This is a genomic window from Sphingobium sp. (genome assembly GCF_033795625.1).
Taxonomy (GTDB): Bacteria; Pseudomonadota; Alphaproteobacteria; order Sphingomonadales; family Sphingomonadaceae; genus Sphingobium.
In genome coordinates, this window is record NZ_JARYGI010000008.1 from 89,046 (window position 1) to 102,510 (window position 13,465).

A 13,465-nucleotide genomic window follows, 5' to 3' on the forward strand; every position below is an offset into this window, starting at 1 on the left:
GGAGCAGGGCGGCGTTTAGCTGCCCTGCCTCTCGGTCAGCTTGCGTTCCCAGGCGAGTGCGTGCGTGACGATCTGGTCGAGATCGGCATATTGCGGCGTCCACGGAAAGCGGCTCATGATCGCACGATTGTCGGAGATCAGCGCCGCCGGATCGCCTGGACGGCGGCCTTCCAGCTTGCGATCGATCTTCAGGTTCGTCACGCGATCGACGGCGTCGAGCACCTCCAGAACGGAGAAGCCGCGACCATAGCCGCAATTGAGGCGGTGGCTGGTCTGGGGGTCGGCAAGCAACGCCTCCAGCGCCAGCACATGGGCCGCGGCAAGGTCCGACACATGGATATAGTCGCGCACGCCGGTTCCGTCCGGGGTATCGAAGTCCGTGCCGAACACGCCGACATGGGCGCGCTTGCCGAGTGCTGCCTCGACCGCAACCTTGATCAGATGGGTCGCGCCTTCGGTCGATTGGCCCGTCCGCGCACGTGGATCGGCTCCTGCGACGTTGAAGTAGCGTAGCGCGCAATAATTCATCGGATGCGCGGCAGCCACGTCCGCCAGCATCGCTTCGGTCATCAGCTTCGACATGCCATAGGGATTGATCGGCCGCTGCGGCGCATCTTCTCGCACCGGGCTCTCCTCCGGCGTGCCATAGGTCGCCGCAGTGGAGGAGAAGATGAAGTGCGGCACGCCCGCGCGTACGGCGCTTTCGATCAGGGCGCGGCTTTTCACCGTGTTGTTGTGATAGTATTTCAGAGGGTTGGAGACGGATTCCGGCACCACCACCGAACCGGCAAAATGCATGATCGCCCCGATATTCTGCTCTCGGAGCAGCGCCTCGACCAGCGGCTGATCCTCTATATCGCCCTGCGTGAAATGCACGTCCTCGGGCACGGCCCAGCGGAACCCGGTCACGAGATTGTCGATGACCGCGACCGGCCAACCCGCATCGCGCAGCGCCAGCACCGCATGACTGCCGATATATCCCGCGCCGCCAGTAACCAGAACCGTGGGTCTATCCGTCATTCACACTCTCCATGCCATGTCCGTCGCCTATGGCAGCAGGACATGGCATGGCAAGTCTCATGCTTTAGTTACGCAAGTTAGTTACGCGGCTTTTTGAGCGGCCTTGCCGTAGAAGGTCGCGCCGCTCGCCGCCATTTCGCGCAACTGCGCAGTGGGCGCAAAGCGGGGCCCGTGCGCCGCCGTCAGCGCGTCCAGCGTCTCGACGATCCGGGCGATGCCGACCGTGTCCATATGACTGAACGGCCCGCCGGTATACGGCGCAAAGCCCCAGCCGAAGATCGCGCCGATATCGCCATCCTCGGGCGTTTCCAGCACGCCTTCCTCGAAACAGCGCGCGCATTCGATCAGTTGCCGATACAGCAATCGCGTACGCACATCCTCGGGTGCAGGCTGCACGGCGGCAAGCGGGAAAGTCTCCGCCAGGCCCGGCCACAACGCCTTCTTGCCGCCTTCGGGATAGTCATAATAGCCCTTGCCGTTCTTCCGGCCCAGCCGGTCCATCTCGACCATCTTCGTCATGACGTCGTCCGCCGCATTATGGACATAGGCGTCGCCCAGTTCCTTCTTCGCGACCGACAGCACCTTGTAACCCAGTTCGATGGACACTTCGTCCGATACTGCCAGCGGTCCTACCGGCATGCCCAATTGCTTGCCGACATTCTCGATCAGCGGCGCGCCGACGCCCTCGGCAAGCAACTCCGCGCCTTCCTGTACATAGGTGCCAAAGCAGCGCGACGTATAGAAGCCGCGCGAATCATTGACGACGATCGGCGTCTTCTTGATCTGCGCGACATAATCCAGCGCCTTTGCAATGGCTTCAGGGCCAGTCTTCTCACCGACGATGATCTCCACCAGCGGCATCTTCTCGACAGGCGAGAAGAAATGGACGCCGATGAAGTTCTCCGGCTTGCTCCACGCTTTCGCCAGCCCGGTGATCGGCAATGTCGACGTGTTCGACCCGAAGATCGTGTCCGCGCCCAGCACCGCCTCCACCTTCTTCGTCACCTCCGCCTTGATCGCGGTATCCTCGAACACCGCCTCGATCACGAAATCGCAGCCTTCCAGTTGCGCGAAGTCCGTCGTCGGCGTGATGCGGGCGAGAGTCGCTTCCAGCTTCTCAGGCGTCATGCCCTTGCCCAGCCGCTTGGTCAGCACCGCGCGGGCATGCTCCTTGCCCTTCTCCGCATAGGCCTGATCGCGATCCAGCAGCACCACGTCGATGCCCGCCTGAGCGGAAACCGTGGCCACGCCCGCGCCCATCATCCCCGCACCCAGCATCGCCAGCTTCCTGGTCGGCGCTTTGGCAACATCCTTGGGCCGCCGCGCACCGCGCTCCGCCGCCTGCTTGTTCACGAACAGGGTACGAACCATGTTGCGCGCCTGCGGGTAGGCGATCACCTTGGCGAAATATTTGCTCTCGATGCGGATCGCGCGATCCATCGGCAGCGTGGAGCCCTCATACACCGCCGACAGCAAGGCGATCGGCCCGTTCAGATTGCGCTGCGTCTGCTTCATCGTCATCGCCGTAGCGCCGATGAAGGTCTGCACGAAATTGGGATTGAAGCCGCCAGCGCCCCCGGGAAAACGGTAACCTTTCTGATCCCATGGCTGAACGCTGGCGGCGGGATTGGCCTTCAACCAGTTTCTGGCGGCCGCAACCGTATTACCAGAGGGAACGAGTTCGTCCACTACCTTGAGACCAAGCGCCTCCTGCGGGCGGAATAATTTGCCCTGGAGCATGTACATCAGCGCAGTCTGCACACCCGTGATGCGGGGCAGGCGTTGGCTGCCGCCGCCACCGGGGAACAGGCCGACGAGGATCTCGGGCAGGCCGAGCTGCACCTTGGGATCGTCCGCCACGATCCGGCGATGGCAGGCTAGCGCCAGTTCGAAGCCGCCGCCGACGCAGGTCCCCTCGATGGCGCAGACGACTGGCTTTCCACAGGTCTCCAGCCGGCGGAACAAAGCGTTCAGCACGAATACCTTGTCGAACAACTCTGCCATGTTCTGTGAATCGCCGTCCGCAGCAGCCAGCATCGACTCCATGTTTTTGAGGTCCATGCCGCCCATGAAGCCGCTGGCCTTGCCGGAACAGATAACTGCGCCCTTCACGGCCTCCTCATCCCTGATGCGGTCGATGGCGGCGGAAAGGTCGGTGATGAAGTCAGGGCCGATGACGTTCATCGACTGTCCCGGAACGTCGATGGTGAGAGTCGCGATGCCGTCGGCGTCGATGTCGAATGTGATTGTCGTCATGTCGATGTCCTCCCGCGCTCTTACAGGCGCTCGATGATCGTGCCGGTGCCCATGCCTGCGCCGATGCACAGGTTGACGAGCGCAGTGCCCTTGCCGGTGCGTTCCAGCTCGTCGAGGGCGATCCCCAGCACCATCGCACCAGTCGCGCCGAGCGGGTGCCCGAAGGCGATCGCGCCCCCATTCGGGTTCACCTTGGCATGGTCGAGATCGAGTGCCTGCATGTATCGCAGCACGACGCTGGCGAAGGCCTCATTCAGTTCCCACAGGTCAATGTCGTCCTTGGACATTCCCGCTTTTTTCAGCAGCTTGTCCGCGATATATTCCGGGCCTGTGAGCATGATCGTAGGCTCGGAGCCAATGGAGGCAGCCGTCCTGATCCGCGCTCGCGGCTTCAGGCCGTATTTCTCGCCTATCGCCTTGCTGCCGATCAGCACCGCCGCCGCGCCGTCGCAAATGCCGGAGCTGTTGCCGGCATGGTGGACATGGTCGATCTTCTCCAGTTCCGGATATTTGAGCAGGGCCACGGCATCGAACCCCGGCATTTCCTCGCCCAGACCCTGAAAACTGGGTTTGAGCGATCCCAGCGACTGCATGTCAGCCTGCGGCCGCATATGCTCGTCATGGTCGAGAACGACTTCCCCGATCACGTCGCGAACCGGCACGATGCTCCTCGCGAAGCGGCCCTCTGCCCAAGCGTTGGCGGCGCGCTTCTGGCTCTCCACTGCATAGGCATCGACGTCCGTGCGCGAGAACCCGAACTTCGTCGCGATGAGGTCCGCCCCGATGCCCTGCGGCGCGAAATAGGTGTGCCAGGCGACCGCCGGGTCGAAGGCCCATGCGCCGCCATCTGAACTCATCGGCACGCGGCTCATATGCTCGACGCCACCACCGATGGCGAAGTCGGCTTCGCCGGTCGCGACCTTGGCAGCGGCCATGTTCACGGCTTCCAGGCCGGACGCGCAGAAGCGGTTGATCTGGACCCCGGCCGTCGTCTGCGCATAGTCGGCGTTCAGGACCGCGACGCGCGCAATGTCCGCACCTTGCTCCCCGACGGGCGTGACGCAGCCGAGGATGACGTCATCGACATCCCGCGTGTCGATCCCCGTACGGTCGCGCACCGCCTGCAGCGTCTGCGTGGCAAGCTGGATCGGCGTGATCTCGTGCAGCGATCCGTCCGCCTTGCCGCGCCCGCGCGGGGTGCGAACGGCGTCGTAAATATAGGCTTCCATAATAGGTCCTCTCTCATGGACTCGCCCTTGGCACAGGCGACTTGCCATTTAATGTGACGATGCCGCGGATAAGTGCAAGAGAAGTTTACGTTCGCGTAAAGCAGGTACGGCCGCTACCTTGTCACGGGAACCGCGTGCCGTAGGGTCAAGGACCGACCGGGCCTCTGGAAAATTTTCTATGTCATTTGCGCAACGGATCGTTTCACTCTTGGAAATGGTGCAGATATCCTTTGCCGCCTAGACAGATGCACAGCCGGAGCCGCCCATGCAGACCTACAGCCGTACCGCCATGTTCCTGCATTGGACGATTGCGATTGCACTGGCTTTTCAGCTTGCGGTCGGCTGGTCGCTCGAAAGCCTGGGCGCGAAAGGCTTCGCGCTTTACCAGTTGCATAAATCGGTCGGCATCCTGATCCTGACCCTGACGTTGCTTCGGGTCCTCACGCGGATCTACAAGCCGCGCCCGCTGGCGTCGGAGGGCGGTTGGGAAGGGGCTCTGGCCAAGGCTGTGCATGCCGGGCTCTACGGCTTCATGCTGCTCGCGCCGCTGACCGGCTGGGCCATGGTGTCGACCGACAAGATCAAGATCCCGACGTTGCTGTTCGGGGCCATACCGCTGCCGCATCTGCCGCTGCCGCAGGGGGCCAACGCGTTCTTCGATGGCAGCCACGGGCTGCTCGCCTGGATCGGCCTAGCTCTGTTCGTGCTGCACGTGGCGGGCGCGGTGAGGCATCATCTGCTGCTGCGGGACGGCCTCGTGTGGCGCATGGTCCCCGGTCGCTCCAGGGCGGTGATGATCGCGCTGATCGTGCTGGTGCCGACCGGGTTCGTGGCGGGCGGCCTGCTCGCGCGGCAGGCAATGAGCTCCGCCGCGCCTGCCAAGACTCCCGAGGCTGCCGAACCGGCTCCGCCCGAGAATGTCGCGGTCGCCAATGCAGTGGTCCCGGCAGCCGAGAACGCCACGGCTGTCGAAAATGTCGTCGAAGTCGTGGAACCGGTCGGCCCGCCCCCCGTCTGGACGGTGCAGCCGGGCGGCAGGATCGGCTTCTCCGTGGATAACGGCGGCTATGCGGTCACAGGCGGCTTTTCGCGCTGGACGGCAAACATCGTCATGGACCCCGATCATCCCGAAACTGCCGACATTCGCGTGGAAATCGACGTTTCCAGCGCCAGCGTCAGCGATCCGACGCAGAACGAGATGCTGCCGGGCGACGAGTTCTTCGGCGTCGCCGCGCACCCCCGCGCGATCTTTACGGCAAAAAGCCCGAAAGCGACCGGGCCGAACAGCTACACCGCGCGCGGCAGGCTGACGCTCAAGGGCGTCACCGCCCCGCAGAGCATCCGCTTCACGCTGAAAGGCTCGGGGCTGAAGCGCAACGTCACCGGCACCGCCGCCATTGCCCGGAAGACCTTCGGTGTCGGCAATGGCGAGAGCAGCACCGGCATTGATTCCAGTGTCGCGGTAACGTTCACCTTCGATGCAGTCGGCAAGCAGCCCTAACGGCGCAAGTCGTCCGGCGTATCGATGTCGTGCAGCACAGCGCCGCTGGTTTCCAGCAACAAGCCCTGGCTGATCAGCGCCCGCGCGCCCTGATCGCCCTTCAGCGCCTGCAGCTCATCGAAATGTCGCCGTCCGAAGAAGGCAGGCGGGCAGGGGGTGAAGCCATCGGTGCTCGCCACCACGGACCGGATATCCTCCGCCGCCAGGCACAGGCGCATATAATGGCTCTGCGGCACGTTGGGCATGTCGGCCAGGCACATCAGCAGCCCGTTGCAGCGAAGTTCCGACACATGCTGCGCCGCCATCACGATGCTGCTCGACAGGCCGCCTTCGGGATTGTCGTTGACGATCAGCGTATAGCCGCGCCGGTCCAGCTTGCGATGGATGATCGGCGCCAGATCGTGCGGCCGCACCACCGCGATCAGATATTTGAACGGCAGCGACGCGATCGCCTCCAGCGCATGGACGATCAGCGGCTTGCCCCCATGATCGGCCATCAGCTTGTCTTCTTCGCCAAAGCGCGTGGAATTTCCGGCGGCGAGCAATACGGCGGCAACCTGTTCTGGACGCATAGGGTCAGGCAGCTTCCGTCATGCGCGCGTCCACTCGGTTGAACGCCTGGATCATCCCCGCGGCGATCGACAGCGCGATCTCGCCGGGACCGAGGGCACCGATGTCGATTCCCGCAGGCCCGTCGATGCGGTCCAGATCGGCAGGCGAAATCCCGGCAGCCGCCAGCCGCTCGCGCCGCGCCGCGTGGCTCTTGCGCGATCCTAGCGCCGCGACATAGCCGGTTGGCGCGCGCAGCGCCTCGATCAGCGCGGGATCGTCGATCTTGGGATCATGGCTCAGCGTGACCACGGCCGTCGCAAGATTCGGGCGGAGCGCAACCACGGCTTCGTCGGGCCAGCGGTCGTCCAGCATCGCGTCCGGAAAGCGTTCGCGCGTCAGGAACCGCCCGCGCGGATCGACGATGGTCGTTGCGATCCCCAGTTCCCGCGCCAGCCCGGCAAGGCCCTGCGCGATCTGCACCGCGCCGGTGATGATCAGTCGACGAGGCGGGCGATAGCGATTGACGAACTGGCCGGGCCGCTCGCCGGCAACGCTCAGCCCGCTCTCGACGTCGGTGGAGACCGCCAGCGTCTCGCCACGCGCCCGCGCTTCGCGCACCTGATCCAGCAGGGCGGGCGCGAAGCCTGCGTCGGTCACCGGCTGCACCAGCACCGCGATTTCGCCGCCGCAGGGAAGCCCCGCTTCCCAGGCATCGCCGTCGCTGACGCCAAAGCGATGCAGCACGGACTCGCCCGAGGCAATCACGCTCTCCGCGCTTGCCAATATGGCGTTTTCCACGCAGCCGCCGGAGACCGATCCCTCGAACCGGCCGTCCTCGTTCACCAGCATGTGCGATCCGCGCGGTCGCGGCGCCGATCCCCACGTCTGCACGACTGTCGCGATCGCCATGCGCGCGGGCGCCCAGCTCTGCGCCTTGGTTATCAGGTTGCTAATATCGTCCACGCAATCCCCACTGCCACTGCCGGGCAGGACTGTCTACCCGCCCACCCGCGCTCTGCGCAGGCACTGGCAATTTTCGTCGCGATAGCCATATTCACCATCATAGTGAATCAAGGGGGACTTGCGTGAGTACGGATCATGACGACACGGGCATGGAACGGGTGCGTCCGAAGAAGATGGACGTGCCCCAGGACGTTCAGGATGCCATCCGCACGCTGATCCGCTGGTCCGGCGACGATCCGGAGCGGGAAGGACTTATCGAGACGCCGCAGCGCGTTGCGCGCGCCTGGCGCGAATATTGCGAAGGCTATCACGACGATCCCGCCTATCATCTGAGCCGCATCTTCCACGAAGTCGGCGGCTATGACGAGATCGTGTTGTTGAAGGATATCCCGTTCCAGTCGCACTGCGAACACCATATGGCTCCCATCGTCGGCAAGGCGCATATCGCGTATCTCCCGGATCAATGGGTGGTCGGCATCTCCAAACTTGCCCGCGTTCTCAATGCGTTCTCACGCCGCTTGCAGGTTCAGGAGCGAATGACTGCGGAGATCGCCGACTGCATCTGGGAAAATCTGAAGCCGCTTGGCGTCGCCGTGGTGATCGAGGGTACGCATGGGTGCATGTCCGGTCGCGGCGTTCGCACGCACGGCGTCTCGATGACGACCAGCCGCATGATGGGTGTGTTCCGCGACGACGAGAAAAGCCGCAAGGAAGTTCTCAACCTGATGGGCGTATGAGCGAAACGACCGAGGATGCCAACGGCCCGGAAGCTGTCGGCTTTCGCACGCTGTCCCGCCCTGCCGACGATGCCACAGTTCGCGATGCGAGCGGCCCGTTGCCGCTCTCGGCCAAGCGCCTCGCGCTGGTGACGGGCGGGCATCGCAGGCTGGGCGCAGAAATCAGCGGAGCGTTGGCGCGGGCGGGCTACGCGCTCGCCATCCACGGCAGCCATGACGTGCGGCTCGACTCCGCACTGGCCCTGACTCTCGAATCGAGCGGCACCGAATGGGAAGGCTTCGTCGCCGACTTCACGGACCCGGAGGCGGCAGAGGAACTGGTTGCCGACGTGGCAGTCAAGTTCGGTCGTCCGCCCGATCTGCTGGTGAACAGCGCCGCCATCTTCGGACAGGACCGGCTGGACAACGTCACCTCCAGCGACCTGATGCGCCACTATGCCGTCAATTGCGCTGCGCCGGTCCTACTCAGCAAGGCGTTCGCGATGGTTCCGGCGGGCGTCACCGACCGCTGCATCGTCAACATTCTGGATCAGCGGATCGACCATCCGCATGGCGATCAGCTTGCCTACACGCTTTCGAAGATGGCGCTGGCGGGCTTCACGCAACTGACCGCGCGCGAACTCGCGCCCCGCGTGCGCGTGAATGCCGTAGCGCCGGGCCTGACGATAGCGACCGCGGACTACAGCGACGATCAGATGGACAAGTTGAGCGGCGTCATGCCTCTGGAGCGGCTTTCACAGCCCAGCCAGATCGCCGAAGCCGTCATGTATCTGGCGGGCGCCACGGCCACCACCGGACAGGTGCTGTATGTCGATGCGGGCGCCCATATGCAGGGCTACCGCCGGGACTTCATGCACCTGTAGCGGGGGTCCGCACTAGGCTCTATTGCGCCGTCCAGCCGCCATCCACGGAAAGGTTCGCGCCAGTGATCTGGCTCGCAGCATCGCTGCACAGGAACAGCGCCATCGCCGCGACCTGCTCGGCAGTCACGAATTGCTTGGTGGGCTGACCCGCCAGCAGCACGTCGTTGATGACCTGCTCGCGCGTCAGGTTCCGCGCCTTCATCGTGTCCGGGATCTGGTTCTCGGCCAAGGGCGTCCAGACATAGCCCGGACTGATGCAATTCGCCGTCACGCCAAGGGTCGCGACTTCGAGCGCCACCGTCTTGGTAAAGCCCGCCAGTCCATGCTTTGCCGTCACATAGGCGGATTTGAACGGAGAGGCAGTCAGCGAATGCGCCGATGCGGTCTGGATGATGCGCCCCCACTTCTTGCCCTTCATATAGGGAAGGGCGAGGCGTGTGGTGTGGAACGCCGCATTCAGGTTCAGCGCGATGATCAGGTCCCACTTGTCCAGCGGGAATTCCTCCACCGGCGCGACATGCTGCACGCCTGCATTGTTGATCAATATGTCGACGCCGCCGAAAGCCTGCGCGGCCTCCGCCATCATCGCCTCGATCTGATCGACTTTCGTGAGGTCGTGACTGCTGTAGAGCGCCTTGGCTCCGCTTGCCGCCTCGAGGGCGAGGCGTTCCTTCTCGATGGCGTCCTTGTCACCGAAACCGTTGATGACGACGTTCGCCCCCTCGGCCGCCAGCACCTTGGCATAGGCAAGGCCGATGCCGGACGTGGAGCCAGTGATGAGCGCTGTCTTGCCTTTGAGAGTCATGCCGATTTCTCCTTGAGATGATCCGGTTTATCGAGATCGAAAGCGGCGCTGGAGCCGTCGAGGATGTTGCGGGCGATGAGGTCGCCCTGGTGCATCGCGCTTTCCACGGCCTCGCGGCCCTGCTGCCAGTGATCGACCATGGTGGCGCGTGAGAACTCGAAATCGCGCGCGCCGCTTTCCCAGGCGCGGCTTCGATAGATCAGGTGGACGATGTTGACCGACCCGTCATCCAGCAAGGCGCGGACGCGCTGCACTTCGGGATCGCCGCACATGTCCGCGGGCAGGTGATTGAGCACGGCGCGGATCGCCTTGTGCTCACGGCGCAGGCGCAGATACTGGTCCGTCACCTGCCGGGTGCGGCTGGAATACTGAATGTCTTTCTGCCGCGACCAGACGTCGGTCATTTGCTGCGGCATGGGTCCCTCGGCGGGGAACAAGTCGACCTGAAACACCAGCATATTGCCACATTGCTGATCCAGAACATGGCTGAGGGGCGTATTTGAAACCAGACCGCCGTCCCAGTAGAATCGCCCGTCGATCTCGACGGGGGGAAGCCCCGGCGGCAGCGCGCCCGACGCCATCACATGCCGCGCATCTATCCGCGTATTGGACCGGCTCAAGCCGTCCGACCCGCGATTGTCCCAATAGGCGAAGTTCCCGCTCTCGACATCCACCGCACCCACTGAGATGCGAACCGGCCCATCGTTCAGCAGATCCCAGTCGATCAGGCCGTCCAGGGTCGCCACCAGCGGCGTGGTATCATAATAGCTGATCGCCCCGGCCGTGCCCTTGGGCAGGAAGGCGGAGGGGATCAGGTGCGGCCGGAAGAAGCCCGGCACGCCGAACATGGCCACGGCTCCCGCCGCCGCCAGATGCGCCGCCTCACGGATATGGTCGTTTTCCGGGAGCCAGAAATTGGGCATGCCGCCACTTACCTGATACCAGAAAGCGCGCAGCCTTTCCATCCGGCGCGCCGGCGGATTGCCCGCGATGATGGCGGCATTGACTGCACCGATGGAAATGCCCGCGACCCAGTCCACTTCGATCGCCAGGTCATCCAGCTTTTCGTACACGCCTGCCTGGAATGATCCAAGCGCTCCGCCGCCTTGCAGCAGCAGCGCCACATGATCGGGGAGCGGCAGCGGCGGAGCCGACCGGCGGGCGTGAGTCGAGGGAATCTGTTTCATGTTGCAACGCAATATATGAAGTTCGTCGTAAATTACATCGGTCGATCACGACAAAGATTTCGTCACGATGGACCCCTGCGGTCACTAGGTCGTTTCGCTCAAGACCGTTTTGCCGTAGCAAGGCGTGCACCACATCAAAGGGGTAGGCCATGCGGCTGGACGACGAGAGAGAAAGCAGCAACTTCGAAGTCCAACGGGGCGGCGGGGGCGGCGGCTTTGGCGGCGGTGGCTTGGGGCTAATCGGCATGTTGCTGGGCAGCCGCTTCGGCATCTTCGGTATCGCGATCCTCGTCGTCGGCGCGCTGATCATGGGCGTCAATCCGCTGAGCCTGCTGGGCGGCGGGGGTGGCGGCGGACAGGTGCAGACCGAACAGCCCAACGTCCAGGAATTGACCCCGGTGCAACGTACCTCGCTGCAGGTGCTTGGCTCGACCGAGCGCCGCTGGAGCGAGATCTTCGCCGCCAATGGTCAGCAATATGCGCCCCCCACGCTCGTCTTCTACAGCCAGAACGGCATGTCCGGCTGCGGCGCGGCGCAATCGGCGATGGGGCCCTTCTATTGCCCGAGCGACCGGAAGATCTACCTCGACACCGATTTCTTCAACGAAATGGAAACGCGCTTCAATGCGCCGGGCGATTTCCCGATCGGCTACATCATCGCCCATGAAGTCGGCCATCACATCCAGACCGTCACCGGCATTTCCGACAAGGTCCGCGCCGGCCAGAAGTCCGCATCCGAAGCACAGGGCAATGCCCTTCAAGTCGCGATGGAGCTGCAGGCGGACTGCTATGCGGGCGTATGGGCCAACCGCGACAAGAACCTGATGGAAGCGGGCGACATGGAAGAGGGCCTCCGCGCCGCTCAGGCCATCGGCGACGACACGCTGCAGAAAGCCGCAGGCCGCCGCCCGGTGCCGGAGAGCTTCACGCACGGCACCGCGGCGCAACGGATGGAATGGCTGCGCAAGGGCCTCAGCACCGGCGATCCGGCGCAATGCGATACGTTCAAGGGCGTGTGAGGGCGCGCGCCTTCTCAGATCACGTCCAGCACCAGCCCCATGTCGCGGGCATCCTCGGCGTCGATATACCAGTTCTCCGGCGCCTTGTGATGCACTTCATCGAAGCTGATGCTGCTTCCCTCGATCAGTGCGCGAAAGCCTTCCTCCTCGATATTGATGCTGTGCTCGATCTCGTTGAGCGTCGCTTTCAGAGTCGCTACGCACATCCGCAGCGGGCCTGACAGGTTGATCGTCTTGGTGATCTGCCGCTCGTGGATCATGAGGCGGGTGCCACGCGTGAGGAACCGCTTGTCCCGCGCGAAATAGCTCATGAACGTCGCGCCCGCCGAATAGACTGCGGCCTGTCCCAGGAACAGCAATTCGCGCCCCTCAAGCTCCTGCAGGATGCGCACATCGTCGCCCATCGCGCGCGCCACTTCCGGATCGCCCCCCATGGTGGTGAGCGAGATCACGATCGGCCCTTCCTTGGGCGCGTTGATCAGCGCCTGTCGGAAGAAGCCATACATGTTGTAATCGACGGGGCCGGCGAGTCCGATATTCGGGCTCGCCAGCAGCGGGTATAGTCTGGGATTTGCCATGCGCCGCGTAACGGCTCACAGTGCAGGGCGTTCCACGCCTGCAACAAATGCAAGCGCGATTGCTGTATCGCTACTTGGCGAGTTCCGCTTCGATCGCGGCGATCAGGGCCGGATCGTCCGGCGCAGTCGTCGGCGCAAAGCGCGCCACCACATTGCCGTCGCGGCCGATCAGGAACTTCTCGAAATTCCACAGCACTTCCGGTTCCGGATTGGGCGTCATGCCATAACCGCGCAGCTTCTCGCGAAAAGCTTCCGCATCGCCCTGCGCCGTGGGCGCTGCCGAAGTCAGAGCGGCATAGAGCGGATGCTTGTCAGGGCCAACGGTCGAAAGCTTCGCGAACATCGGGAAATCGACGGCGAAGTTGGTGGTGCAGAAAGTCGCGATTTCCTCGTTCGTGCCCGGCTCCTGCGCGCCGAAATCGTTGGCCGGGAAGCCGGTGACGACCAGTCCCCTGTCCTTGTAGGTCGCATAGAGCTTTTCCAGCCCCTCATATTGCGGCGTCAGCCCGCATTTCGACGCGACATTGACCACCAGCACGACGTTCCCCGCATAATCGGCAAGGCTGGCATCGTCATTGCGGATGGTCTTGAGCGGGATTTCCTGAATTGCGGTGGCCATGGGGAGACTCCTGTTGTTTCGCCCGGACGCTAGAGAGGCGAGAGCAGGGGCGCAAGCGGGGAGACCGCACTTTCGGTGCGGACCTTGGCTACCCACCAACGAAGCAATCCCATGACAGCGTCACCCCTCCCGCTGT

The 13,465-nt window shown here is 63.8% G+C and carries 13 protein-coding genes; 4 read left to right on the top strand and 9 right to left on the bottom strand.

The features are described from left to right. Positions 1–15: 15 nt before the first annotated feature. The 3 genes from galE to QHC67_RS06120 form a co-directional block, all read right to left on the bottom strand. On the bottom strand, positions 16–1,020 hold the full coding sequence (gene galE, locus QHC67_RS06110) for a UDP-glucose 4-epimerase GalE (RefSeq protein WP_319292416.1): 1,005 nt from the start codon (positions 1,018–1,020) through the stop codon (positions 16–18). Between the two features lie 81 nt (positions 1,021–1,101). Next, a complete protein-coding gene (locus QHC67_RS06115) occupies positions 1,102–3,276 on the bottom strand; it encodes a 3-hydroxyacyl-CoA dehydrogenase NAD-binding domain-containing protein (RefSeq protein WP_319292418.1) in 2,175 nt (724 codons plus the stop codon). Between the two features lie 20 nt (positions 3,277–3,296). Continuing rightward, positions 3,297–4,505 (bottom strand): acetyl-CoA C-acetyltransferase, encoded by a 1,209-nt coding sequence (locus tag QHC67_RS06120; protein ID WP_319292420.1) that lies wholly within the window; start codon positions 4,503–4,505, stop codon positions 3,297–3,299. Positions 4,506–4,770: 265 nt separating this feature from the next. Between QHC67_RS06120 and QHC67_RS06125 the strand changes: the two genes are divergently transcribed. Then, positions 4,771–6,006: a cytochrome b/b6 domain-containing protein gene (locus QHC67_RS06125; protein ID WP_319292422.1), complete on the top strand. Its 1,236-nt coding sequence runs from the start codon at positions 4,771–4,773 to the stop codon at positions 6,004–6,006. Here the strand turns inward: QHC67_RS06125 and QHC67_RS06130 are convergent. After that, positions 6,003–6,578, bottom strand: a complete 576-nt coding sequence (locus QHC67_RS06130) for a nucleotidyltransferase family protein (RefSeq protein WP_319292424.1) — start codon at positions 6,576–6,578, stop codon at positions 6,003–6,005. The genes QHC67_RS06125 and QHC67_RS06130 overlap by 4 nt on opposite strands. A gap of 4 nt (positions 6,579–6,582) precedes the next feature. Then, positions 6,583–7,521, bottom strand: a complete 939-nt coding sequence (locus QHC67_RS06135; protein ID WP_319292426.1) for an XdhC family protein — start codon at positions 7,519–7,521, stop codon at positions 6,583–6,585. 149 nt (positions 7,522–7,670) lie between these two features. Between QHC67_RS06135 and folE the strand changes: the two genes are divergently transcribed. Then, positions 7,671–8,258: a GTP cyclohydrolase I FolE gene (gene folE, locus QHC67_RS06140; protein WP_319292522.1), complete on the top strand. Its 588-nt coding sequence runs from the start codon at positions 7,671–7,673 to the stop codon at positions 8,256–8,258. Continuing rightward, positions 8,255–9,121, top strand: a complete 867-nt coding sequence (locus tag QHC67_RS06145) for an SDR family oxidoreductase (RefSeq protein ID WP_319292429.1) — start codon at positions 8,255–8,257, stop codon at positions 9,119–9,121. Before folE ends, QHC67_RS06145 begins: the two co-directional genes overlap by 4 nt. Before the next feature lie 19 nt (positions 9,122–9,140). On the opposite strand, the gene QHC67_RS06150 is transcribed toward QHC67_RS06145, so the two are convergent. Both QHC67_RS06150 and QHC67_RS06155 read right to left on the bottom strand, forming a co-directional pair. Further along, on the bottom strand, positions 9,141–9,926 hold the full coding sequence (locus tag QHC67_RS06150; RefSeq protein WP_319292430.1) for a 3-hydroxybutyrate dehydrogenase: 786 nt from the start codon (positions 9,924–9,926) through the stop codon (positions 9,141–9,143). Next, positions 9,923–11,113, bottom strand: coding sequence for a patatin-like phospholipase family protein (locus tag QHC67_RS06155; protein WP_319292431.1), 1,191 nt, complete (start codon positions 11,111–11,113; stop codon positions 9,923–9,925). The genes QHC67_RS06150 and QHC67_RS06155 overlap by 4 nt, the downstream gene beginning before the upstream one ends. 149 nt (positions 11,114–11,262) lie before the next feature. Here QHC67_RS06155 and QHC67_RS06160 point away from each other — a divergent pair, with 149 nt between their 5' ends. Next, complete coding sequence (locus QHC67_RS06160) at positions 11,263–12,132, top strand: neutral zinc metallopeptidase (RefSeq protein WP_319292433.1); 870 nt, start codon at positions 11,263–11,265, stop codon at positions 12,130–12,132. 14 nt (positions 12,133–12,146) lie between these two features. On the opposite strand, the gene QHC67_RS06165 is transcribed toward QHC67_RS06160, so the two are convergent. After that, on the bottom strand, positions 12,147–12,710 hold the full coding sequence (locus QHC67_RS06165) for an ATP-dependent Clp protease proteolytic subunit (RefSeq protein WP_319292435.1): 564 nt from the start codon (positions 12,708–12,710) through the stop codon (positions 12,147–12,149). Between the two features lie 70 nt (positions 12,711–12,780). Continuing rightward, positions 12,781–13,329 (bottom strand): glutathione peroxidase, encoded by a 549-nt coding sequence (locus QHC67_RS06170; protein ID WP_319292437.1) that lies wholly within the window; start codon positions 13,327–13,329, stop codon positions 12,781–12,783. Positions 13,330–13,465: the final 136 nt, after the last annotated feature.